Annotated in this window: 19 protein-coding genes and 1 pseudogene; 5 read left to right on the top strand and 15 right to left on the bottom strand. The window is 38.1% G+C overall.

What is annotated here, in order from left to right:
* Window position 1: 1 nt before the first annotated feature.
* Window positions 2–634, bottom strand: coding sequence for a 3-hexulose-6-phosphate synthase (gene hxlA, locus J7E78_RS05165; RefSeq protein WP_215075551.1), 633 nt, complete (start codon window positions 632–634; stop codon window positions 2–4).
* Window positions 635–986: 352 nt separating this feature from the next.
* On the opposite strand from hxlA, the gene J7E78_RS05170 reads away from it, so the two are divergent.
* A complete protein-coding gene (locus J7E78_RS05170; protein ID WP_215075245.1) occupies window positions 987–1,880 on the top strand; it encodes a hypothetical protein in 894 nt (297 codons plus the stop codon).
* A 252-nt stretch (window positions 1,881–2,132) separates the two neighbouring features.
* On the opposite strand, the gene J7E78_RS29965 is transcribed toward J7E78_RS05170, so the two are convergent.
* Both J7E78_RS29965 and J7E78_RS05175 read right to left on the bottom strand, forming a co-directional pair.
* A complete protein-coding gene (locus tag J7E78_RS29965; RefSeq protein ID WP_397330459.1) occupies window positions 2,133–2,327 on the bottom strand; it encodes a DUF6199 family natural product biosynthesis protein in 195 nt (64 codons plus the stop codon).
* Between the two features lie 254 nt (window positions 2,328–2,581).
* The gene (locus J7E78_RS05175; protein ID WP_215075246.1) at window positions 2,582–3,664 is read right to left on the bottom strand and encodes a lactonase family protein; all 1,083 of its coding nucleotides are present in this window, start codon (window positions 3,662–3,664) and stop codon (window positions 2,582–2,584) included.
* A gap of 214 nt (window positions 3,665–3,878) precedes the next feature.
* Here J7E78_RS05175 and J7E78_RS05180 point away from each other — a divergent pair, with 214 nt between their 5' ends.
* Window positions 3,879–4,808, top strand: a complete 930-nt coding sequence (locus J7E78_RS05180) for an AEC family transporter (RefSeq protein ID WP_215075247.1) — start codon at window positions 3,879–3,881, stop codon at window positions 4,806–4,808.
* Here J7E78_RS05180 and J7E78_RS05185 read toward each other — a convergent pair.
* The 4 genes from J7E78_RS05185 to J7E78_RS05200 all read right to left on the bottom strand — a co-directional run bounded on the left by J7E78_RS05185 (window position 4,786) and on the right by J7E78_RS05200 (window position 7,949).
* Entirely contained in the window at window positions 4,786–5,376 is a 591-nt protein-coding gene (locus J7E78_RS05185; protein WP_215075248.1) for a DUF2062 domain-containing protein, read from the bottom strand. The genes J7E78_RS05180 and J7E78_RS05185 overlap by 23 nt on opposite strands.
* Window positions 5,377–5,434: 58 nt before the next feature.
* Complete coding sequence (locus J7E78_RS05190) at window positions 5,435–5,893, bottom strand: OsmC family protein (protein WP_215075249.1); 459 nt, start codon at window positions 5,891–5,893, stop codon at window positions 5,435–5,437.
* Window positions 5,894–5,913: 20 nt separating this feature from the next.
* Entirely contained in the window at window positions 5,914–6,681 is a 768-nt protein-coding gene (locus J7E78_RS05195; protein WP_215075250.1) for a DeoR/GlpR family DNA-binding transcription regulator, read from the bottom strand.
* A 137-nt stretch (window positions 6,682–6,818) separates the two neighbouring features.
* Window positions 6,819–7,949, bottom strand: a complete 1,131-nt coding sequence (locus tag J7E78_RS05200; protein ID WP_215075251.1) for an NADH-dependent flavin oxidoreductase — start codon at window positions 7,947–7,949, stop codon at window positions 6,819–6,821.
* A 230-nt stretch (window positions 7,950–8,179) separates the two neighbouring features.
* On the opposite strand from J7E78_RS05200, the pseudogene J7E78_RS30165 reads away from it, so the two are divergent.
* Window positions 8,180–8,993, top strand: a pseudogene (locus tag J7E78_RS30165) (IS30 family transposase).
* A gap of 73 nt (window positions 8,994–9,066) precedes the next feature.
* Here J7E78_RS30165 and J7E78_RS05205 read toward each other — a convergent pair.
* The gene (locus tag J7E78_RS05205) at window positions 9,067–10,089 is read right to left on the bottom strand and encodes a glycosyltransferase family protein (RefSeq protein ID WP_215075252.1); all 1,023 of its coding nucleotides are present in this window, start codon (window positions 10,087–10,089) and stop codon (window positions 9,067–9,069) included.
* 255 nt (window positions 10,090–10,344) lie between these two features.
* Between J7E78_RS05205 and J7E78_RS05210 the strand changes: the two genes are divergently transcribed.
* Complete coding sequence (locus J7E78_RS05210; RefSeq protein WP_215075253.1) at window positions 10,345–11,085, top strand: helix-turn-helix domain-containing protein; 741 nt, start codon at window positions 10,345–10,347, stop codon at window positions 11,083–11,085.
* A 147-nt stretch (window positions 11,086–11,232) separates the two neighbouring features.
* On the opposite strand, the gene J7E78_RS05215 is transcribed toward J7E78_RS05210, so the two are convergent.
* Window positions 11,233–12,459 (bottom strand): ATP-grasp domain-containing protein, encoded by a 1,227-nt coding sequence (locus J7E78_RS05215; RefSeq protein WP_215075254.1) that lies wholly within the window; start codon window positions 12,457–12,459, stop codon window positions 11,233–11,235.
* A gap of 17 nt (window positions 12,460–12,476) precedes the next feature.
* Window positions 12,477–12,734: an acyl carrier protein gene (locus J7E78_RS05220; protein WP_215075255.1), complete on the bottom strand. Its 258-nt coding sequence runs from the start codon at window positions 12,732–12,734 to the stop codon at window positions 12,477–12,479.
* A 1,081-nt stretch (window positions 12,735–13,815) separates the two neighbouring features.
* Here J7E78_RS05220 and J7E78_RS29970 point away from each other — a divergent pair.
* Window positions 13,816–13,917 carry a transposase gene (locus J7E78_RS29970; RefSeq protein WP_215075552.1) on the top strand — a complete coding sequence of 34 codons (102 nt, stop codon included), beginning with the start codon at window positions 13,816–13,818 and terminating at the stop codon, window positions 13,915–13,917.
* 728 nt (window positions 13,918–14,645) lie between these two features.
* Here the strand turns inward: J7E78_RS29970 and J7E78_RS05235 are convergent.
* The 5 genes from J7E78_RS05235 to J7E78_RS05255 all read right to left on the bottom strand — a co-directional run bounded on the left by J7E78_RS05235 (window position 14,646) and on the right by J7E78_RS05255 (window position 20,824).
* Entirely contained in the window at window positions 14,646–15,830 is a 1,185-nt protein-coding gene (locus J7E78_RS05235) for an acyl-CoA dehydrogenase family protein (protein ID WP_215075257.1), read from the bottom strand.
* A complete protein-coding gene (locus tag J7E78_RS05240) occupies window positions 15,830–17,107 on the bottom strand; it encodes a type III PLP-dependent enzyme domain-containing protein (protein WP_215075258.1) in 1,278 nt (425 codons plus the stop codon). Before J7E78_RS05240 ends, J7E78_RS05235 begins: the two co-directional genes overlap by 1 nt.
* Before the next feature lie 68 nt (window positions 17,108–17,175).
* On the bottom strand, window positions 17,176–18,219 hold the full coding sequence (locus tag J7E78_RS05245; protein ID WP_215075259.1) for a mannose-1-phosphate guanylyltransferase: 1,044 nt from the start codon (window positions 18,217–18,219) through the stop codon (window positions 17,176–17,178).
* Between the two features lie 11 nt (window positions 18,220–18,230).
* On the bottom strand, window positions 18,231–19,943 hold the full coding sequence (locus tag J7E78_RS05250) for a carbamoyltransferase N-terminal domain-containing protein (protein ID WP_215075260.1): 1,713 nt from the start codon (window positions 19,941–19,943) through the stop codon (window positions 18,231–18,233).
* 29 nt (window positions 19,944–19,972) lie between these two features.
* Window positions 19,973–20,824, bottom strand: coding sequence for a glycosyltransferase family protein (locus J7E78_RS05255; protein WP_215075261.1), 852 nt, complete (start codon window positions 20,822–20,824; stop codon window positions 19,973–19,975).
* Window positions 20,825–20,942: the final 118 nt, after the last annotated feature.

The raw sequence follows: 20,942 nt of genomic DNA on the forward strand, positions 1-20,942 counted from the left end.
CTTACCCTTGTTTAACGAGACGTTGCATTTCAGCTGCAACTGCGGCTTTGTCTGCTTGTCCTGTGATACCGCCGCCTACAATAACCAGATCCGGTTGTGCTTTGATTACTTCTGGCAATGTTTCCAGCTTGATTCCACCAGCAACAGCCGTTTTAGCATTTTTCACAGCTGCTTTGATCGTTTGCAGATCTTCGAACGGGCTTTGTCCTTCAGCTTGCAGGTCATAACCTGTGTGTACACAGATGTAATCTACGCCAAGCGCATCAATTTCACGAGCACGTTGTTCAAGGTTAGGCACGTTGATCATGTCCACAAGAACTTGTTTGTTTTGTTTCTTCGCTTCTGCTACTGCACCTTTGATCGTACTGTCATTGGTTGCCCCAAGCACAGTGATCAGATCCGCACCAGCCTCAGCAGCTTTCATGATTTCATAACCACCAGCGTCCATAATTTTAAGGTCTGCAAGAACTTGCAGATGAGGGAATGCTTCTTTCATCGCTTTAACCGCGTGCAAACCTTCATTAATAACGATTGGAGTACCAATCTCAACGATATCAATATATTGCTCAACCTCTTTAACCAGTGCGATACCTTCAGGGATATTTACCAAGTCGAGCGCCAATTGCAATTTCATCATTTATTTCTCCTTTGTTGTTCAAGTATGATTCGTTCCTGTAAAAATAATAATCAGATATTTAGCCTGCACCAATTGGTCTGTTCAGATGCATGCAGTGTTTGTTTTGACTACTCACTCATTGTAGACCCTGACTATCCATTCAGGAAGTACGCACTTTGAAGTGGGGTAGTTACTTGCACGATACTATTGATAGTTATTCGTTGTTAGGAGAATATGAAATCTATTCCCTCTTGAATTCACTCGAAAAATATATGTAATTATTTTACATAAAATATCGTATGTGTTTCACTATATATGAAAATGGAAAATTATTAAAAATAAAACAACCAAATTTGAAGGAGGAATCATTATGAAATTTAAGTCCTTAATTTCCGGTTTTTTGGTCGCAGCTCTATTATCTATCGGGCCAAATGTTTTTGCAGATTCATCTAAACCACAAGCTTTTGAGGGGATTGCTTATAACAAGGCCGATTTGAATGAGTTTGCAAGCTTAGAGAACATTAAGTTCTCCCAAGATGAAGGAAATCTAGAAGTAAGTTTTGAACTTAATGGGAAGATTATTGAAATTGAGGCCGTTAACTTCGGCAAAGATGAAAACGGAAATAAATATGCGACAAAGGAACGTGAAGACGGTATTTCGTTCAATCTACTTGAATCCAATGGTAATATTACGGGTGTAGCAGTAAACACCAAGGTTTCTCCTATAAATCAAACCATTGAGGATGCATTTGGGTTTGTTATCTCTAAAAGTGCGGATCAAACTGAACTGAAGCAAACACTAAATCAAGTACAATCTGAACATAGCATAACTCTTAAAAAATCTATACAAAATATCAATTCCCTTCCTCACCAAGAACTGTCTCTAACTGATGTTCGCCCCATGGCTGCTGATTTGCATGTACTGGCAAGTGGACTAAGTGTTCCATTTTTAATCAGCGGTGGTTTCTCAGAAGGCTGGGTATATTCTAGTTATCAAACTCAACAATTTTTCAAACTTACTAATTTAAGATACAGTATCGCTTATAACTGGCCTTCTGATGGCGTATCATTATGGTATGATTACTTGAACAGTAATCAGGCATATCACTCACCGGCTTGGCCGTCTGCTGGACAACAGAATGTAGGAGGAGAATGGATTATTGATGCTACTAAAGGTAAATTCGCAGCAGAAACTACAGTTAGTGCTATTGTAAAACTCGTTCCTCTGATGTGGACAATCTATGATACAGCTAATATTCGATAAAGTATAAGACTATTAAACGGCTACAAAATATTCAGTGATACCCAAGTCATATTACTGCCTTGGGTTTTTTTATGTGTTCAAGTAAATGTACATCGGGGAAACGATCGGTTACCTATCCTCTGTATTCATATTAAGCCTTGAATTGCAATCCATGCTCTGTTACGTAAATATTCACGCAATTTTCAGACAATAGAGACATTAAAAAGCTGTCAAGGACTCTCTCGACAGCCTGAATCGTTCCAGAAAGTTATTTCATATCTCTCTAAAAAGTAATGAGATACCAACGATCAAGAAAACAACTCCACCGATCCGGTAAAATAGGAGAGAAACGCTACTCGGTTCTGCGTCACCCTCAAAACGCCACCAGTTGGATAAAAACCAAGAAGTACGGGGACTAAAAACAGAAATGAGTCCCATTAAGTTAAAAACAATAATAAAAATCCACATTGAATGTTACCCCCCAAGAGATATATTCACGAAACGTTCTTATCACACATTATATAGTAAGCGTATACATTTTAGAATAATAAAGTAAATAATTGTATACAATGAATATTCAAACATGATTTTCCTTTACCTAACTTATGATTAAAAAGAGACCACTTATCCTCTTGAAAGAGAAAGAAAGTGGTCTCTTTTATAAAGACTCTGCCATTCAGGAGGGTCTTACAAAATTCGTGCTTTACCGTGTGATGTAAGTCTTACAGATATACAGGTTTCACGCATACCGGCTTGGATACACCTGTGCTGTGACCTGTGTATTTCAGACGTCCGCTCTCCTGATCCACCGTGAATGTCACGAGGTTGTTCGTATCGCGATTAGCTGCGATCAGCAATTTGCCGTTAGGTGTCAGAGCAAAATGACGCGGGTGCTCACCTTCCGCAGATACATGTTCAACCAGTGTCAGGTGACCTTTGTCTGCATCTACTGCAAATACAACGATGCTGTCATGTCCACGGTTAGAACCATATACATAACGTCCATCATTGGAAACAGTGATTTCGGCTGTTGTATTCTCTTTGCCATCATATCCATCAGGCAATGTGGATACAGTAGACAATTCAGTCAACGTACCCGCTGCTGCATCATATTTGAACGAAGTAATGGAAGAATCCACTTCATTGATAACATAAGCGAATTGACCATTCGGGTGGAACGCCAAGTGACGTGGGCCTGCTCCCGGATGTGTTTTGGTTTCACTGTGCAGCACAAGTTCATTTTTGTCTGCATCAATGGAATAGATCGCGATGTTATCTGCGCCCAGATCCTGCACCATCATGTATTTACCATCCGGGCTGAAGAATGCGGAGTGAACATGTGGCTTGTCCTGACGTTCAGGATGCGCACCTTGTCCTTCATGTTTCTTCTCGTCCAGAAGCGCTCCAACTACACCGTTATCCGTCAAGGCTTGCAGTCCTACCAGACCACCGTGGTAGCTGGACAGGATCAAGTATTTGCCGGAAGGATCACGCTGGATATGACATGGCGGAGCTGAAATGGAGTTATTCCGGTTCAGCAACGCTAATTTTCCTGTAGAAGGATCAATGCTCAGAGCTACAGCTTCAGACATTTTGTTGCCTTCAGCTGACGCTGTTTCACCAATCGCATACAGTTTGTTTCCTTCAGCATCCACGTTGACAAACGTTGGGTTTTTCACGCCCGCGATGCCGTCAAGCTTGGACAAGCTGCCTGTATCCTCATTCAATTCATATGCATAAATGCCCTCATTTTCCGCTTCGGCGTAAGAGCCGGCCAGTACGAGCAAGCGTTTTGATTCACTCATTACAGTTTCCTCCTCTATGTGTATGTAATCTTGCCTGCACCTCTTCTATAATAAATCTGCCATATCAAAATAGCAATCCGCCGTCGCTGCACATCCGTGAAAACACCCGCTAAACAACGGCTAACTGCACATGATCATACTGAAATCCATTCATATGAAGTGCATCTTCTGCTATGATAAGATAGGTTTTTCATCCAGAAGGGAATGAATTGCATTGCTTCACTCATTTTTACTCACGTTATACCATGTGTTCTTGCCGATATCACTTCCCGTGATCGGAGGTATTCTGTTAAAACGCTTCAAGAATTGGGATACCCGGTCGCTCTCGACCTTTTCCCTTTATATTTTGAGCCCTGCGCTCATCTTCAATACATTGCTGCATGCAGAGATTACCTGGACGGACGTCACCACCACGTTCTGGTTCTCTATTATTAATCTGATTGCCCTGTGGGCACTCGCCGAGCTGTTAAGCCGGATTTTCCGTCTGGGTGCAAGCGAAAAAGCGGGTCTCACCCTCGTCTCCACGTTTACGAACTGTGTGAATTACGGGCTCCCGCTTGTACTGCTTGCCTTTGGTCAGCTTGGACTGGACAAGGCTTCTGTCTACGTTATTGGACAGATGATTATTGTTAATACGGTAGGTATCTTTTTTGCCGCGAGATCCGAATTCACGGTGAAAGATGCGATCCTGTCCGTTTTCCGCATGCCATCCATCTATGCTGCTGGCATCGCCATTGCGCTGCGTGCGTCCAATCTGAGCCTGCCTGAAGCGCTGGATGGAGGGATCTCCATGCTGGCTGCGGGCTACTCTCCTGTCGTTCTCGCCATTCTGGGAGCACAGATGCTCAGACCAAAAGGTGCAACGGTGCCTTGGCTACCCAATGTACGCCGAGCTTTCTGGACCGGGCTTGTGGTCCGTCTCGTAGCTGCGCCAATCCTGTCCTGGCTGATACTGACCGCGCTTCAGGTCGAAGGTACGTTGTTCAGTGTGCTGCTGATCCTCGCATCGATGCCGACCGCAGTGAACGCCGTTATTTTGGCTGAACAGTTCAATGCTTCTCCGCAGTTTGTATCTCGCTGTATTCTGTGGACCACCGCTGCATCCATGTTGATGCTGCCCATTATGATTGTGATGGCTTCCTGATTAATACCGGAGGTGATACCGAAGCGATATCCGCTTGTCGGCGTTTCTCCAGCCGGCGTTCATAACGCCGGTTAAGCGCTCTGACGTAGAAAAATTTCACGACAAAGTACGAAATCACACCCAGAATGACACCAAACACGGACATACCTGCCAGAATATCCAGTCCACCAAGCAACAATTCACTCACTGCCGACCAGTTCCCGCGAAACAGCTCCATGAATGCACTCTCGTATACCAATCCCTGTCCCATGCTGTGAGCAGGCAGAATCCAGGAACCAACCTGCTTGGCGAGTGGCATCAGAATGATAGGCAAAAACGTAAGTTTTCCGATCACGTTACCAACAATCGCTGCAGGCATCGAACCCCCAGACAGTCGCACAATCGGGTAGAATATGAGATATATCAGGGATGCGGTCGAGATCACGATTAGTTCTAGTCCGAACCCTATGGCAAATCCGGTAGATACTTTATGAGCACCTCCGGGAGCACGTAACAATTTGAGAAAATTCAGCTTCATAGCACGTGTTAAACGTGCCCAGCGGTTAGTCTTGCGCTTCTGTCTGTTCATACCGAATTACTCCTTAATTTGCACAAATGACAAGTTGAATCGTCTATTCTTCAGTATATCACACCGCGTTAGCTCCTGTAGTAACAATGACCGGCTGTGTCTCCATCTGGACATTACCTGCCACCGCTCGGGAGATCATGCAGGAGGATTCAGCCTTATGCGCCAAGCGCTCGGCTTTGGTCAGATCCGCGTCTGAAGCATCTTGGCTGAGTACAATCCGGGGTCTATGTACAATCCGTTCGTACGTAAATACGTTATTCGTAACATCTACCGTTGCTTCCGATTCAAGCGTCAATTCATCCGGCATAATATCCGAACGCTCCAGCATCGCTGCCAGCGTGATCAGGTAACAGGTGGAGGCTGCACCCAGCAGCATCTCGTCCGGGTTAGTTCCCGTACCGGGGCCGCCCATCTCCTGCGGAATCGATATGACCGTTTTTAATCCACCTGCATCGATTGTTCCCTCACTGTTTCGCCCACCATTCCATACCGCTTTCAGATGAAAAGGATGTTTCATGACATTCATTCCTTTCTGATTTACACACGTATACACGTAATATTCTGCTCAATCAATGCGCTAACTTGTTCTTCGTCTACGCCCTGATCTGTGATCACTTTGCCCACACTGCTCATCTCAGCAACTCTGGTAAACGCCTGTATGTTAAACTTGCTGGAATCTGCAAGTAAGATGACCTCATCTGCAATCTGAATCATCTTCTGTTTCACCAAGGCCTGTAATTCATTGGATTCACTGATGCCTTTGGTCAGGTGCACACCTTTACAAGACAGGAATACTTTATCCACATGGTAGGCATCCAGCGAACGTTCCGCCAGCGGTCCTACAAAAGACAGTGACTTCGAAGCCAATTGCCCACCTGTGGCAATCACACGAATCTGTTCCTTGTTACTCAGCTCTGCGGCGACCTTAATCGAATTAGTTAATACCGTCAGTGGAATGTTTGGCAATCCTGCCGCCATATACCACGCCGTTGTACTTGCATCCAAGGCGATCCGGTCGCCGGATTCCACCATTTTCACCGCTTCGCTTGCAATTCTTCGCTTCTCTTCTGCATGGGCTATAGCCCGTTCCGGATACGGAATCTCAGACTGTAACTCATCCTTATATTTTACGCTGACCGCCCCGCCATGGGACCGTCTGAGCCTGCCCGCCTGTTCGAGCTTGTCCAGATCACGACGAATCGTCTCTTCCGTCACCCCGCAGCGCTCACTAAGTTCGGTCACACGCATGCTGCCTTGCGTATCCACCCATTCCACTATTTTCTCATACCGTTCAGCTACGAGCATTTTCCTTCACTCCAAACCGTTGATTATCCAGTTCATCCTGTTCATCCATCATACCACAGAGCGATGACAAGAAGAATCTGGACCATATGCAAAAAGAGGGAGCTTTCGCCCCCTCCATTCCAGTTCTGAAGTGTATCTTATTTATCTTCTGCCATAGGGAACCAGCCCGGTGTGTGGATAATTGCATTCCACAACCCGTCAGGGATAACCAGACGTTCCTGATCGGATTTGGTCAGAATCGTTTCAATGTCTTCTTCACGTCCGCTCTCGATTTTCTCAACCCAATCCGGTTCAATAATCAACTCACGTCCAATGGCAAGTAGTGGTACTCCCGTTTGGAGCGCCTCAGCGGCCTGATCTGCCGTATGAATTGAACCTACGCCAATCACAGGCAGTTTACCGTTCACACGATCCAGGATGAATTCCATTCTCGAACGTGTGTCTGCTTCGCCACGTCTTGGCTTGGACCAGAATTCGTTCAGGGAAACGTGCAGGTAATCCAGTTTTTTATCTTTAAGCACATCCACCAATGCATACGTATCTTCCATTGTGAGTCCCGGTGTTTCCGGTTCTTCCGGGGAGAAACGGTAACCAATGATGAACGGCAGTTTGGTATGTTCGGCAACCACTTTCTGAATCTCGTCCACTACAGCAAGTGGGAATGTGAGACGTTTCTGGGTACTTCCGCCCCAACGATCTTCACGTCGGTTGGAATGCGGGGAGAAGAATTGCTGAATCAGATAACCATTAGCACCGTGAATCTCAACACCATCAAATCCGGCTTCGATTGCACGGCGCGTCGCTTCACCAAAGTCTTTGATAATAGAAGTAATCTCGGTATCCGTCAACTCTCTGGGTTCAGGAGATCCTGGACGCTCACTTGCAACCGCACTAGGAGCAACCACTTGACCCACAGGTACAGCTTGTTCAGGCGTCAGACGGCCCGCATGGAAAATTTGCAATACGGCTACGGAGCCCTGTTGTTTCATGGTATCAGCCAGTTTTTTCAGACCAGGAATGAAGCGGTCGTCATAAACACCAAATTGAGCCGGGAAACCAATGCCTGTCTCTGTTACATGCCCTACAGCCGTAATTGACATGCCCGCACCACCGGTGCGACGTGCATAATAAGCAAGTTCAGCGTCGGATATTGTACCATCAGCATTCGAGGACATATGAGTCATGGGAGCGAGCACGATACGGTTTTTCAGTGTAATACCAGTCGGTAGTGAAACTTGTTCAAACATCTGGTTAAACTTTGGATTCATTCGTGGTTCCCTCCTGATTATAAATATCTCTTTTAATAGATATATGAATATGTGCGTTCACTTACTGTAATGATTATAGTTACGTTTCACTGCAATTGCAACTTTTCATTTTCAGAAGACGGTTTGTGATATGAATTGCAACACCTACTGGAAATAAAAAAAATGGCCCATGGCGGGATTCGTGTAGAATGAAAGTTCTCACACAATCATTCACACAAAGAGAAGCCACCATGAGCTACACATATCGTACTATAATCGAACGCATAAGCTAGATAACCTCCCGCAGCAAGGCAAGAGCTCACGAACGATTGCCAAGGAACTGGGCAGACATCCTTCGGACCTCTGCCGTGAACTAGAGCAAGCATTTTCGTCCAAAGTCTACGAAGCAGAACACGCCCAGAATGCTTATCTGGAACATCGTAAGGCTTCCATTTCTTCCAGATCAAATTACCGAACGTTTCCGCGTCGAGGGTCTACTACCTTTTCCTTCATAACATCGACTGTTGGATTTACACGGGAAGGCTGGTTTGAGGTATGCTGCACGTTCTTAGACACAAAGGGAAGCGTCAGAAACTCGCAATGCATTTGCCATTGGGAAGTCCATTTCGGATTGTCCGAAGGAAGCCCGTTCTCGTGAAACGTTTGGACACTGGGAGCTGGACACGACCGTATCCAGTGGTGGAATAATTAGATACGTAGCTAAGTTCACGCACGCAAGACACGTCTATATACCGCCATTCTCATGCCAGATCGCATCGCACTTTCGGTGAAAATGACCCTCGGTGTAGCCATTCACAGCACCCAAAGGAACATTTTTAACCGCCACGGCTGACCTTGGGAAGAAGTTTGCTTGCTATGCAAAAGTAAATGTAAACCATGGGCTAGAGGTTTACTTCGCTGGATCCATATTCCTCCTGGCAACGAGGTTCAAATGAAAATGCGAACGGGCTGCTTCTCGAGTTTTCCGAAGGGTACAGATTTGGCTCGAGTGGGGATGAAGAAATTGCCCACTCGCTTGATCTCATCAATAATAGACCACGATAAAGTTTGGAGTGGAGAACCGCGTACGAATCCTTTTCCAAGGGACTGTCGCACTTCGCTTGACAATCGTCTTTATTTAAATATTATTGCAGTTGTAATCATTCGATTTATTCTTCATAATTTCAATCATATTTGTAATGGAAAACTCCCACTTAGTTAAATTAAACTCTGGAGACATTCCTTCGTTCATATGCTTAATTATAAGGGCATCAACCTCATTCTCATCCGTGTATCTGTATTGTTCAGGAACTGTTTCAGGATAACTCAACTTATTTGGAACAATAGGTCTCACTCCTAAAGCCATCGCTTCCAATGTGCTGTAACCAAATGATTCTTGTTCTGCGAAGGAGATCATGAATTTAGACTTTTCTAAAAGTTTAAAATATGCCTCTCTTGAACTTGTAACCTCTAACGTTTTCACAAATTTCCAATCGGGATGAGTTTGGCTGAATCTTTCAGCTAAAGCGTCGAACTTATTTGGATTTTTCTCAGAATCAAGCCTATGTGGAAAAATTATAATATTTTCTTTTGTATTGTTCGTAGTATACTTTTCACTTAATGATTTAGAGTAAAAAGGTAAGCCTGTGACAAATATTTTTTTAATATCAAATTCTCCAGAATTTGATATTAGTAACTGCTTGTGAAATTCAGTAGCAACAAATATAATATCTATCCCCGTAAACCATGCTAATTCTTGGTGTAATGCCCAATCTCGCATTCCAAATCGATTTAAAAAGTCATGACTATCATAGGAACCAGCATGCCATATTGCGGCAATTAAAAAATTAACTTTAGTTATGGCTCTTATATAATACAAGGCCTCTAAACCTGGAAACCAACCGTCCGCTAGAAGAACTATGTCGCCACCTTTAATACTTTTAGTTTCAATAAGATGTATAACTTCGTTTAATTGCTTAAATTTATATTTTGATGTCTCATATACATCTAAAACACTCCCTATTCTTACAGGCCTAATTAAATTATCACCAATAGTTTGATAATCTATTTGATTATTTTGAAATTCCATTTCAAACTGTTCTGTCCAATCATAGGAATAGCGAGTTGGTATTCTTTCTATAGGGAGATGCCATATCTTCATTTATTAAATTCTCCTTTTCGAATAAGATATTTGAGTTATGAACAGAAAAAACATTTGGAACATTCAGAGTTTAGTTCTTATACGTATAACATTTAAAATAATACACATCTAATTAATTTAAAGACTTTAGTTTATTACACTGGATAATGTATACTATTTCTAATATATATATAATTTACTATTAAACTTCAGTTTGGTACAATGCTATCTGTAATATGTCAAGTATTAAAAATAACCATTAAAAGGAGTCTAATAATGAGATTAAGAACTATTCGCGAATGTACTATTTTTCCTCAAGAGATAGAAAAATATCAGCTTATGAAGAATGATTTCCTTTTTTTGAGTTGTTCTGGAGAAATAGAGATTACCTTTAATCGCCGATGTGTTAATTTATCTACAGATGAAACTGTGTTAATAGGCCAGAATTATTCTATATCAAGCGTTACAATCAAGAATATTGAACAATCATCTATTAATATAAAATGTATACAAATGAGTAGTGATATCAATATACAAAAAACTATATTTGAATTTCCAATCAATACTGGACCTTTTGAATTGGCAATGTTAGCAAAGCAAATTACAACGACAACTGAAAATGATCTAAACCAGGTTCTTGATTCAATAGAAGTTACTTCTTCGTTTCGAACTCATTCAAATTATACAGTTGATAAGATTGATCCACGATTGATTAAAGTTAATCGATATATAAGAAGAAACTTTTGTTCACTAATTACGTTAGATTTTTTAGCTGATATGGTAGGAGTGCACCCTACATACTTGTGCAACACTTATTCAAAAGTGTTCAAGAAATCCCCTATATTTCATACTAATCAGCTAAGAATGGAAAAAAGTAAAAAAATAATGGAAGAAAGCGATATACTCTTAACAGAAATTTCATCGCAGCTCGGATTTGATAGTCTCTCACAGTTTAGTGCACTATTCAAACGATTTTATTCAATGTCACCGAGTGAATATCGAAAAACATTTTTATAATACGGAGTAGTTAGTCCTTTCATCTTCCTAATCCATTATACATTTATAAAAATTGTTAACTTCCTCTTTCTTGAAGGAAATAGAAAAAAGAGCAGTCTCAATTTACAAACTGCTCTATCCACACTATTTTCATAGAATAATGAATTATTAAACTATCTTGAACGAAGAAAATGATGAAACCATATCTGCTACTTTATGTTCGCAATTACCAAAAAATAAAATGCATATTCGATATGACGTTTTTGTTTGATTTGGTAAAGTATTTTTGGCAAATGTGTAGATAATAAATTTATTTTTCTCATCAGGACTTAAAAATTGCCTCAACTTAGAATATACTTCACTGAAAGTATACATTTCTTTTGCTTCAAATCGAACAAACCTTGTTTTTATATTTGAGTATATATTAGCTAACTCCTCTACTAAAGGAAGTAAATATGTGACTTGAGTAAACCTTGCATTTATCTCTATTACAGGAAATAATTTTCCATAAATATCAATAATAGAGTCTACTCCGCAAATACCTTTATAGCCTTTATTTTTGAGTATTTTTCCTAATTTTAGTATCTCTTTTTTATACTCCTTAATAATCCCCTCCTCATAGTTAGGTGTAAAGTTAGTTCCCAAATAAACAGCATTTTCATCAATTTCTTGTTCAGTTATAGCCAAAATAATAACATTACTATCATCAATCCATAATTGTGCATTTATATTTCCTATAGCAGGGTGCCATGCCTCTATCAACAAATCAAATTCAGTTGCACGTCGATTAATGAACTTCGCAAGCGTTCTAAAAGAATTTCTATTTTCAATCTTTTTCAGACCTTTACCTGATGATCCGTAAGGTATTTTCAGTACACTATTAGTGAATCCTTCCTCACATAAAAGGTTAAAATAAAAATCAAGTTCTGACTGATTATTACAGAAATAGCCTTTTGTAACTCTAAAGCCGTTTTTCTCTGCCATTTTGCGGGTCTTGAACTTATTATTAATATCCTTTACCAGAGCAGGCTCACTACCAAATATCTCAACATCAGAATGGTTAGTTAACCAATCGGATAACTCTTCAGTTACAATATAAGGAACCAAAAGGGTACTTGATGTATTTATTGAAGGTACACCGTCCTGAATAATTTCAAGCCTTGGTAAAGAAATTCCTAAATCCTGAAGATAAATAAGAAAATCACAATCAATTTCTTGATGTAATAATACAGTATCTGGAGGGCTTGAAATAAATATCAACTGTTGTTCTTGCTGCATAACGAGCTCTAACTGATGATTATCAGTTAAAGCTGGAAATACCTTTGAATCATTCCACCTCTGTTCTTGATTGACGTTATAGTACCAATTGATATTCTTATTTAATTCATTGAACATTGATACGGGACTCTTGATCATTGGTTGAACACCAGCTTGCTTTCTACACGCTCCGAAATTTTGTTAAGTGTAGAAAAATTCTCAAACATTAATTCTTCGTCGTCGAACATTATGTCAAAACTCTCTTCTAATTCTACAATAAGAGCTACAGACTTCATTGAGTCTAATCCCAATTGCGTCAATTCCTGTTCATCGGAAATTTCATCAAAACTTTTTTCAAGTATTTGTTTCAGCTTTTTTTTAATTTCAGTCTTAATAACTTGATTATTCTCCATTAGTTTTCGCCCTCCAAATTGAAAATTATTATTATATTCATCATTTAATACAAAATAACTTTACTTCATTTTGTTCTGAGGAGATAAAGTAATAATTCTTTTCTTTTCATAAACTTATACAACTGTCTTTCCATCAATACCTATTTGATTAAAATATATGCTTGGAAATTATATGTTTTTCCTCTTTATGTGATTGTAGGTTACGTAAAAGCTATCTTCATGAACAGAATTAGAATTTATTTTTTGATTATGGTTCAAAATTATATCTGTTGATATATTTATTACCATTTCTAATAAATTGGTTGTGCTACTCCTCCAGCCATAAAAGGTTTTTATTTTGGTTTTTATGTTGGTTGTTTTTTTAATGATTTAAGATATGCATTACAATAAAACTTCCTAATAAAGCATACTGTAATGGAGATGAAATTTCTTTTTAGAACTGCTCAAAAATATCTCCCTTTCTTCTAGTACTAAAAAGGTATTGAAATCAATAGCTCTTTATTTCAAATATAGCATAATCGAGTAATTTATATATTTTCTTTAAATAATACAAATATTTCCTATAGTCCAAATAGGTCACTATCCCATTAACTTGTAAGCATCATTGTCACCCATACCGTCCAAAGTTAATACCGAACTAGAGCTAAATCCAGATAGTCTGTAGACACTTTCAGCATGAACTATATGATGGGGTAAAATCAGTTTTTTTCTCATCCACACTTTTTCCTAAAGGTTCTTGTACTATAGTTTCAAAATTTTCCCTAGTATTTGGATACAATAGACCAATAGGTGCGTCTATACTTTTTTCTTATTTGATATTTAATTGAAAATATTTAAAATAAAAATCAATTCTATCGATGTCACTTAAATAAATATTTTAGTATTCTAGGACGTGTCTGAAAACTGTAGAAGTTTGTTATATGATTTTGAGAAAAATGATTGGAGCATGGATCATGATTCAAAGACCGTATGAACTAAACGATGAAAAATTGGAAACAAATTAAAGATATATGCTCCCTCCATATACAACAGGACGTCCGTCAAAATTAAGCAATCGCACGATGTTTAAGCTTTTCTTTGGATCTATCGAAATGTAGCTGCATGGCGTGATCTGCCAGAAGAACGTTATGGTTCAAGGAAAACGGCCTACAGTCGATTTTGTAAATGGAGAGATACAGAATAATTTGTCACGATCTTCTAATCGCTCTAACCAAAACCTAGTTTTGAAAAATTGAGAATTGATTCCACATCGGTTAAAGCCCCTCAACACAGTACCGGTGCTAAAAAAACGCACAAGGACACGAAGTAAATCAAACATCGGCATCAGTCGTGGTGGAAAGACCGTTAAACTTCATACGCTAGCCGAAGGATTAGTAAATCTTCTAGTTTCTCTTCTGACGGGTGGCCACATTCTATTAATTCTGTTCCCGCATTAAATTTATTTCAGGAATTTAATATACCGGGAAGTCGTATTCTTGGAGACAAAGCCTATGACTCAGTAGCTTTTCGAAATTGAATTAAAGCTAATCAAGTATCCTACGTCATTCCACCTATAGCTAGCACTCGATATCCTTGGAAAGTCCATTGGTTCTTGGACAAAGAACACCGCTTAGTGTAGTGATTTTCAATAAAATCAAATATTTTCGCCGCGTAGCCACTCGTTATGACAAGCTTTCCAAGTCATTCTTGTCATAAGGAGTAGCTACCATTTTTAAATTGACTCAGTAATGAGTTTTCAGACACAACCTAGAAATTTTAAAAATAGAGAACAGGTGCTTTATGTTTGTTTGTGTTTAATTCTGTTAACCTCTTCTCTTTAAATGCAGATATGATTCTTCCATCTTCCATAAGCACAGCAGCAGTGTCATACCCAAACCAAAGTTATCATTAGCTACCTGAGGTATTGAAAAGTTATATCCAACGATTTCTTATTGAGATAATACCAAGTTCTTTTTTTCCAATTATTTCCTTCAATAAATCTTCTGCAGGTGGATGAAAAGTTGCAGCGCGAACATCACGAAACAAACGTTCTAGTAAACTCCCTCGATTCAAGGAACCGGTTCCCTCCACTTGCATAGCCAAAAACAAAATCTCATTTGCTGTTTGACTCACGTATTGCTTTGTTACTAGAGTGCTCGTATACAATTCACTGCTAAATTGTCGACCTTTTAGCGTTTCTTGATCTAGTTGCCTAGCACATGAAAGGATTTGATGCCTACATGTTTCTAATTTAATTAATATATCCGCTACTTTATACTGTACACCAGGCATTAATGCAATTGGGCGCTTAGAAATACTATCATTTCTAAGTTTAGCAATATTCTTTATATGTTCGTACGCAGCCTTAGCAGCTCCCCAATATACCGAAGCTAATGCAAGACGAAACCAGAACACCGAATCTTGTGTATCTTCTATCCCCATACCCTTACGTCCTATTAATCTATCTGCTGGTATCCACACATTGTCATATATAATATTATGACTTTTCGTAGCTTGCATACCTGAATAATCCCATGTTTCATCTATAGATATGCCAGAGTCTGTCAATAACGTCAAAACAGCAGTAAGTCCTTGTGGCACTGACTCATCAAATCCATACAATGGCAAATACGTAATACGAGGACAGCCTGATACGAATGTTTTCACACCATTTACTATATAGCCATCATCCACTTTTCTAAGGTTAATTCCAATTCTCTCTGAGATTTCATTACGATTGCTCATTAGTTCAATTTTCGGATAATTAATTGAAGCAAAAAACTCGCCTTTTTTGACTACATTTTTTAAAATTTCATTTGACATATCCTCTGAAAAAACATGTTGAAATGTTCCTAATGAGTAATAATGCATAGCCAGACATAATGCAGTTGAAGGACAACCAGATGCAAGATTTGATATTAAATTACATGTTTGTTCTGCATTGAAACCTAGTCCACCCAAATTTTCAGGTAAATTCGCTGCATGAAGCCCTGCACTAACTATTGAGTCGAAATTCTCATGAGGAAACATTTTTAATCTATCATACTTTTCTGCATTTGATAGAAACTTTAAGCGAATTTCCTCAACGGCTATTTCTAGGTCCTTATCAATCCCCATTATAAGTACTCTCCTACTTGAAAAATTATTTTGTGTTGGCCTCTAAGTATATCTTCCATTTTTCCTGGTTCACGTATAATATATGTTTCGCCATTAAATACGAGTAATTCAAGTGGAGTTGCGTGACCAAGAAAACGCATAGGGCTATATGTTAGTGTGTAAGCACCTGATTTTTGTATACAAAGATAGTCTCCTGGTTGTGCAATTGGAAGAATAATGCCTTTTGCTAAACAATCTTCAGGTGTACACAAAGGTCCAACAACACTAACTTTTTCTGTAGTTATCGGATCAAGGTCATCTTTCTTAATAAGAATCATAGGAAATGTGTTCCGCAGAGTTCTCCCTCGGAAAGTTGCTGCTGCATGGTGATTTAAACCACCATCCACTACAAGAAAAATTTCACCTTTGGAATGCTTTTTATATAAAACTTTTGTAATATAAGTTCCTGACTCAGCTAAAATATACCGACCACTTTCAAGGATAAATCTAGTTTTAGGTGAAAAAAGCAAGTAATCATCTATTAAATTACGTAGTTCACTTGATAGTGCTGATAGATTGAGTTCATTCTCATGAGAGAAATATGGAACTCCTAATCCTCCACCTAAATCAACCATTTCACACTCTATCCCAAAATTAACTTTAATATATTTAGCTAATTTCAAAGTATAAGAGAATGTGGAGATAATTTGTTCATAATCGAGTATTTGTGTCCCTGTATATACATGAATCCCTCGAAAGGATATATTTGGAGTCTTTTTAATTTCCTCTAAAAATAGTGGAATCTGATTCTCATCAACGCCAAACTGCCGAGGGACTCCTGCCATTTTAATGCTAGTCTTTGCTAAGTCGGAGTCCGGATTAATACGTAAACCAATAGGAACAATCACATTATGCTCCTCAGCTAAATTAGAGATGATCAGTAATTCTTCAAGAGACTCAGTTATTATACAGTAAATATTTTGTTTAATTGCGTACTCTAACTCACACGGTTTTTTGCCTGGTCCTGAAAATACAATATCCTGAGAATCATAACCTGCCTGAATTGCAAGGAAAAGTTCTCCTTGTGAAGCAACTTCTATCCCACAACCAAAACTATTAATTAAACTCGCTATACCTAAACTTCCATTCGATTTAAGAGAGAAAAAAATTTCAACTGCTGGATGAAGCAGTTTTTGTATGTTCAGTATATGTTCCTTCAAAAAATCCCCATCATAAAGAAATAACGGAGTAGAATATTCGTCTGCTAAAAGTTGCATGTGATGGTTAGAAATTTTCATTTTTTCACTCCCTAAGTCATCCCCCACTAATGTACATGTAGAAAAAACCACATATCCCAATCTGTTTTTTAACATAAATTAGGATTTCGATTAGTACCAGTATGATCGTCCTTATTTCCAACATATATAAAATCATCTGTTTCCACGACGATCAAATTATCAATGTTACACAATATGACAGGCTTTTCTTTTGCATAGACTATACTATTTGACGACGAAACTATCCTTATATCACCGACTAGTATGTTGTTCATCTTATCTTTGAATAAATTACGTTCAATTGAGGACCAACTTCCTAAATCATCCCAATCAAAATGAGCCTGAATCATATAACAGTTTTCTAAATTTTCTATGATAGCATGATCTATAGATATGCTTTCAATATTATTGTAAACATGGTTGAGCCGTACCTTTTCAACACCGTTTTCAAAACAATCAGAAATTTGTTTATACAAAACTGGTTGATGTACTATATAAGATTCGAGTAGGGTATTAATAGACCAAACCGAGATTCCAGTATTCCAAGAATATAATTTAGATTCGAAAAATAATTTTGCAATCTCAGGCTCAGGTTTTTCTTGAAACTTTTCCACTTTATATACTTGAAGCTCTTTTAGTTCGGATACACCAACACATTTAATGTAACCAAAAGCTGTATTAGGATTGAGCGCAGGCACTCCGACTAATACAGTCGGATTTTTATTGTTCGAGATAAATTGACTTGCAATATTTATTGATTCACAAAATTTTTCTTCATTTCCAATCAAATGATCAGATGGAATAATCACAATATTTTTAACTTCAACATTCAACCCTTTTATATGTAAGACAGATAATAAGATTGCAGCCGAAGTGCTTTTCGACAATGGTTCTGGTATTATATTGCTTTCCGGAAGTTCTGGTAATTGTTCTTTAACAAGTTGTACATAATCTTCATTTGTAATAACAAAAATTCTTTCAACAGGTAGCACTCCACAGAGCCGCTTAAATGTAGATTGAATCATAGTACAATTGTCTTCACATAATTCCAGAAACTGCTTTGGCTTTTTTTCTGTCGAAAGGGGAAATAATCTTTGCCCCTTCCCCCCAGCCATAATTAACCCGCATAGCATATTTTCACCTCTTATACTTCAAATGTATCTTTTTTAACTTTTTCATATAAATTACCATTAGACCAAATATAGTTGACCTTTCCCCATTCAGTTGCAGAATAGATATCTGGGAAAAAGCCTCTCGCCTTGTAATTAGCACTAGTATTACATAACAATGGAATTCCAGTTAGGCGATAATATGCTTGTAACAATTTATATATAGTAGGATTTTGATTTTCATTAACAGTCTGGAGTCTGGCGGTTCCGTCCAAGTGTGTTACAGCGGGTATCTTAACAAGCCAATCAGTATTGACCTCATGATCGAAAAGCATGTAGGGATCAGAACTTCCCGGTGAAAAAACTACAGGAGCTTGCTCCTCTAGACAAATGGGAGAAACAGGTCGATAATCTGCTCTGTTTTTAATCTTATTCAAAATGTCTTTCATCTGAGGCGATGTAGGAGCAGCGATTATACTTCGATTACCTAATGCTCTAGGACCCAACTCCGCTCTTCCATTTATAATAATAACCGGTTCATTTTCCTTGTTTATAAGTGCAGCTAAGTCTTCTATTGATAATTTTTTTTTAGACCAGCCTTCTACTGGATTATTGACTATTGTTTCAGGACCGCTATACACATCCCACTCTAAATAGACATTGTCTGTGTGTTTAAACATATAACAGCAGGCAGTACCGATTGCACTTCCAGCATCATTGGGGAAAGGAGGAATATATACAGAGTTAAACAATCCACTCTTCCTGATCGCTGAATTCCATTTAATATTGAGTGCACACCCACCGGCAAAGCATAAGTTTCTGTTTTTAGTACTTAGTTGTGCTATCTCCTTATTCTTAAGTCCAGTTACCAATTTCTCTTCAAGATAATAGTGAAATGTACACAATATATCACTATCCGTATATTGCAACTTTTCTTTCCTAATGAAAGAATTTAATTCACTTGCAAAATAATTACCTAGTCCTTCAGGTTGTTTATGAGCGAATTTATTGTAAGTAAGATCAAACACCCTAAATAAATCTTTTTTAATTTCCCCTTTTGCAATATAAGCCATAACCTTACCTGGAACAGAAAGGTCATCTTTTGGTTTTTTATCTTCCACTTTAAATGGGCCATAATTTTGGGAAAACACGGCATATATATTACCTAGTAGATTGAATAAGTGTCCATGGATTTCAACTTTCTTTTTATTAGGATCTATATGGTAGAGGCTTGGAAAAATCCCGCCATCCCAAACCAATACATAGGATTCCTCCATACGTTTAGCATAAGGACTAGTACAATATGCACTAAATACATGGGCTGCGTTGTGCAAATAACTATGGTAATGAAATTCTTCACTCTCGATTTCTAAACCTTCAAATTCCCATTCTTTTAACAAATCATCTTGAATACCTTTTTCTTGGTACTGTCCAATGTTTAAATCATAATGATGGTTACCATCAGCTATTTCGAGCTTATTGGAGTTTTCTCCTATTGTTAGGCGTGGTTGTCCATCTAATGACGATTCTTTATCTGTACATCCCCAGCCATCTACTACAAATTTGTCTACATTGGACATATCATATCCATAATTCTTTAAAAATCTTTGTACAATCTCCACTTCAAGAAGCTCATGATGCCTAATATTGTTATTTATTTTCTCCATCTCCACACAAAATACCAGTTTACCATTATCAATTAAAGCTACGGCTCCATCATGGGTTAATTTCAAACCGCAAATAATCATACTAACCTCCAAAATGTATAATGAAAAAATTATTTTTTTTTCAGTTTATTACTTTTTGAATATTTGATTATTCCATGGGTGTATCCCACTAACCCTACTAACAGTTGGAATAAAGCAAATATGAAATAATCAATAGGATAATGTTTAACGTATACAAAATCAGGAGAATATTGAAAAAGTGTTGATAAGCCTCTTTTAGATTCTCTCCAGTAAGCAAACCCATGACCCTCACCATATCCATACCATGTTTTTATACTTTTTAAGCTATTTGAGTCAGGCTGGTTATACAAAAGAGCATCATCTACATGGAATATATTTTCTTGAGTTACCCTTCTAATGCGTTGATTCAGGATAAAGTCATCATCACTATCTAAATTATCAAGAGACCATCCACCTGCGTCGTTTAATAAATGTTTATCAATAATTAAATTAGGAGTAAAAATGATATCTCTTGCAAAGACTTCTTCACAGATTGTTCTAAAGTCACTGTTTTTTTTCGAAAACCAATTATTTCTGCTAAGAAAAATATTTTTACCTCTAATCAATCTAAAGCTTTGTAAATAATCTTTTAAATTCACGAAATAATCTTTATCTAGAATACAATCACTGTCTATGAAACATATCTTTTCTGCCTTACATATTGAAATGCCGATATCTTTTTTTATTCCTCTAGATAAACTCTCAGTCAAAAAATAGTTAATATTGTTATGTTTATCTATCCTTATCTTTAGATTTTCCTCATAATCTGTTGATATTTTTGATAAGATTATATTTAATTCACTTTGTTCGTTTCCTGTCATATTGACAAAACTTTCGATCAAGTTTAATAAGTATTCATTATGTTCTTCAATTGAAGTTACAACGAAGGATAATTTCACCATACCTCATCCCATCTATAATTATATAAAGGGTTAATAAATTTATTTCTTCTTTCGTATTCATTCTAACCTTAAAAATATTTATATAATGTTTAAAAGAATTTATTATTCTACTTAGGAC

It is taken from the genome of Paenibacillus polymyxa (assembly GCF_018614975.1).
GTDB classification, from domain to species: Bacteria; Bacillota; Bacilli; order Paenibacillales; family Paenibacillaceae; genus Paenibacillus; species Paenibacillus polymyxa_E.

Excerpts from the sequence above, each read along its gene's own strand:
- hxlA (WP_215075551.1), bottom strand. The coding sequence starts at position 634 with ATGAAATTGCAATTGGCGCTCGACTTGGTAAATATCCCTGAAGGTATC.
- J7E78_RS05170 (WP_215075245.1), top strand. The coding sequence starts at position 987 with ATGAAATTTAAGTCCTTAATTTCCGGTTTTTTGGTCGCAGCTCTATTA.
- J7E78_RS29965 (WP_397330459.1), bottom strand. The coding sequence starts at position 2,327 with ATGTGGATTTTTATTATTGTTTTTAACTTAATGGGACTCATTTCTGTT.
- J7E78_RS05175 (WP_215075246.1), bottom strand. The coding sequence starts at position 3,664 with ATGAGTGAATCAAAACGCTTGCTCGTACTGGCCGGCTCTTACGCCGAA.
- J7E78_RS05185 (WP_215075248.1), bottom strand. The coding sequence starts at position 5,376 with ATGAACAGACAGAAGCGCAAGACTAACCGCTGGGCACGTTTAACACGT.
- J7E78_RS05190 (WP_215075249.1), bottom strand. The coding sequence starts at position 5,893 with ATGAAACATCCTTTTCATCTGAAAGCGGTATGGAATGGTGGGCGAAAC.
- J7E78_RS05195 (WP_215075250.1), bottom strand. The coding sequence starts at position 6,681 with ATGCTCGTAGCTGAACGGTATGAGAAAATAGTGGAATGGGTGGATACG.
- J7E78_RS05200 (WP_215075251.1), bottom strand. The coding sequence starts at position 7,949 with ATGAATCCAAAGTTTAACCAGATGTTTGAACAAGTTTCACTACCGACT.
- J7E78_RS05205 (WP_215075252.1), bottom strand. The coding sequence starts at position 10,089 with ATGAAGATATGGCATCTCCCTATAGAAAGAATACCAACTCGCTATTCC.
- J7E78_RS05210 (WP_215075253.1), top strand. The coding sequence starts at position 10,345 with ATGAGATTAAGAACTATTCGCGAATGTACTATTTTTCCTCAAGAGATA.
- J7E78_RS05215 (WP_215075254.1), bottom strand. The coding sequence starts at position 12,459 with ATGTTCAATGAATTAAATAAGAATATCAATTGGTACTATAACGTCAAT.
- J7E78_RS05220 (WP_215075255.1), bottom strand. The coding sequence starts at position 12,734 with ATGGAGAATAATCAAGTTATTAAGACTGAAATTAAAAAAAAGCTGAAA.
- J7E78_RS05235 (WP_215075257.1), bottom strand. The coding sequence starts at position 15,830 with ATGGGGATTGATAAGGACCTAGAAATAGCCGTTGAGGAAATTCGCTTA.
- J7E78_RS05240 (WP_215075258.1), bottom strand. The coding sequence starts at position 17,107 with ATGAAAATTTCTAACCATCACATGCAACTTTTAGCAGACGAATATTCT.
- J7E78_RS05245 (WP_215075259.1), bottom strand. The coding sequence starts at position 18,219 with ATGCTATGCGGGTTAATTATGGCTGGGGGGAAGGGGCAAAGATTATTT.
- J7E78_RS05250 (WP_215075260.1), bottom strand. The coding sequence starts at position 19,943 with ATGATTATTTGCGGTTTGAAATTAACCCATGATGGAGCCGTAGCTTTA.
- J7E78_RS05255 (WP_215075261.1), bottom strand. The coding sequence starts at position 20,824 with ATGGTGAAATTATCCTTCGTTGTAACTTCAATTGAAGAACATAATGAA.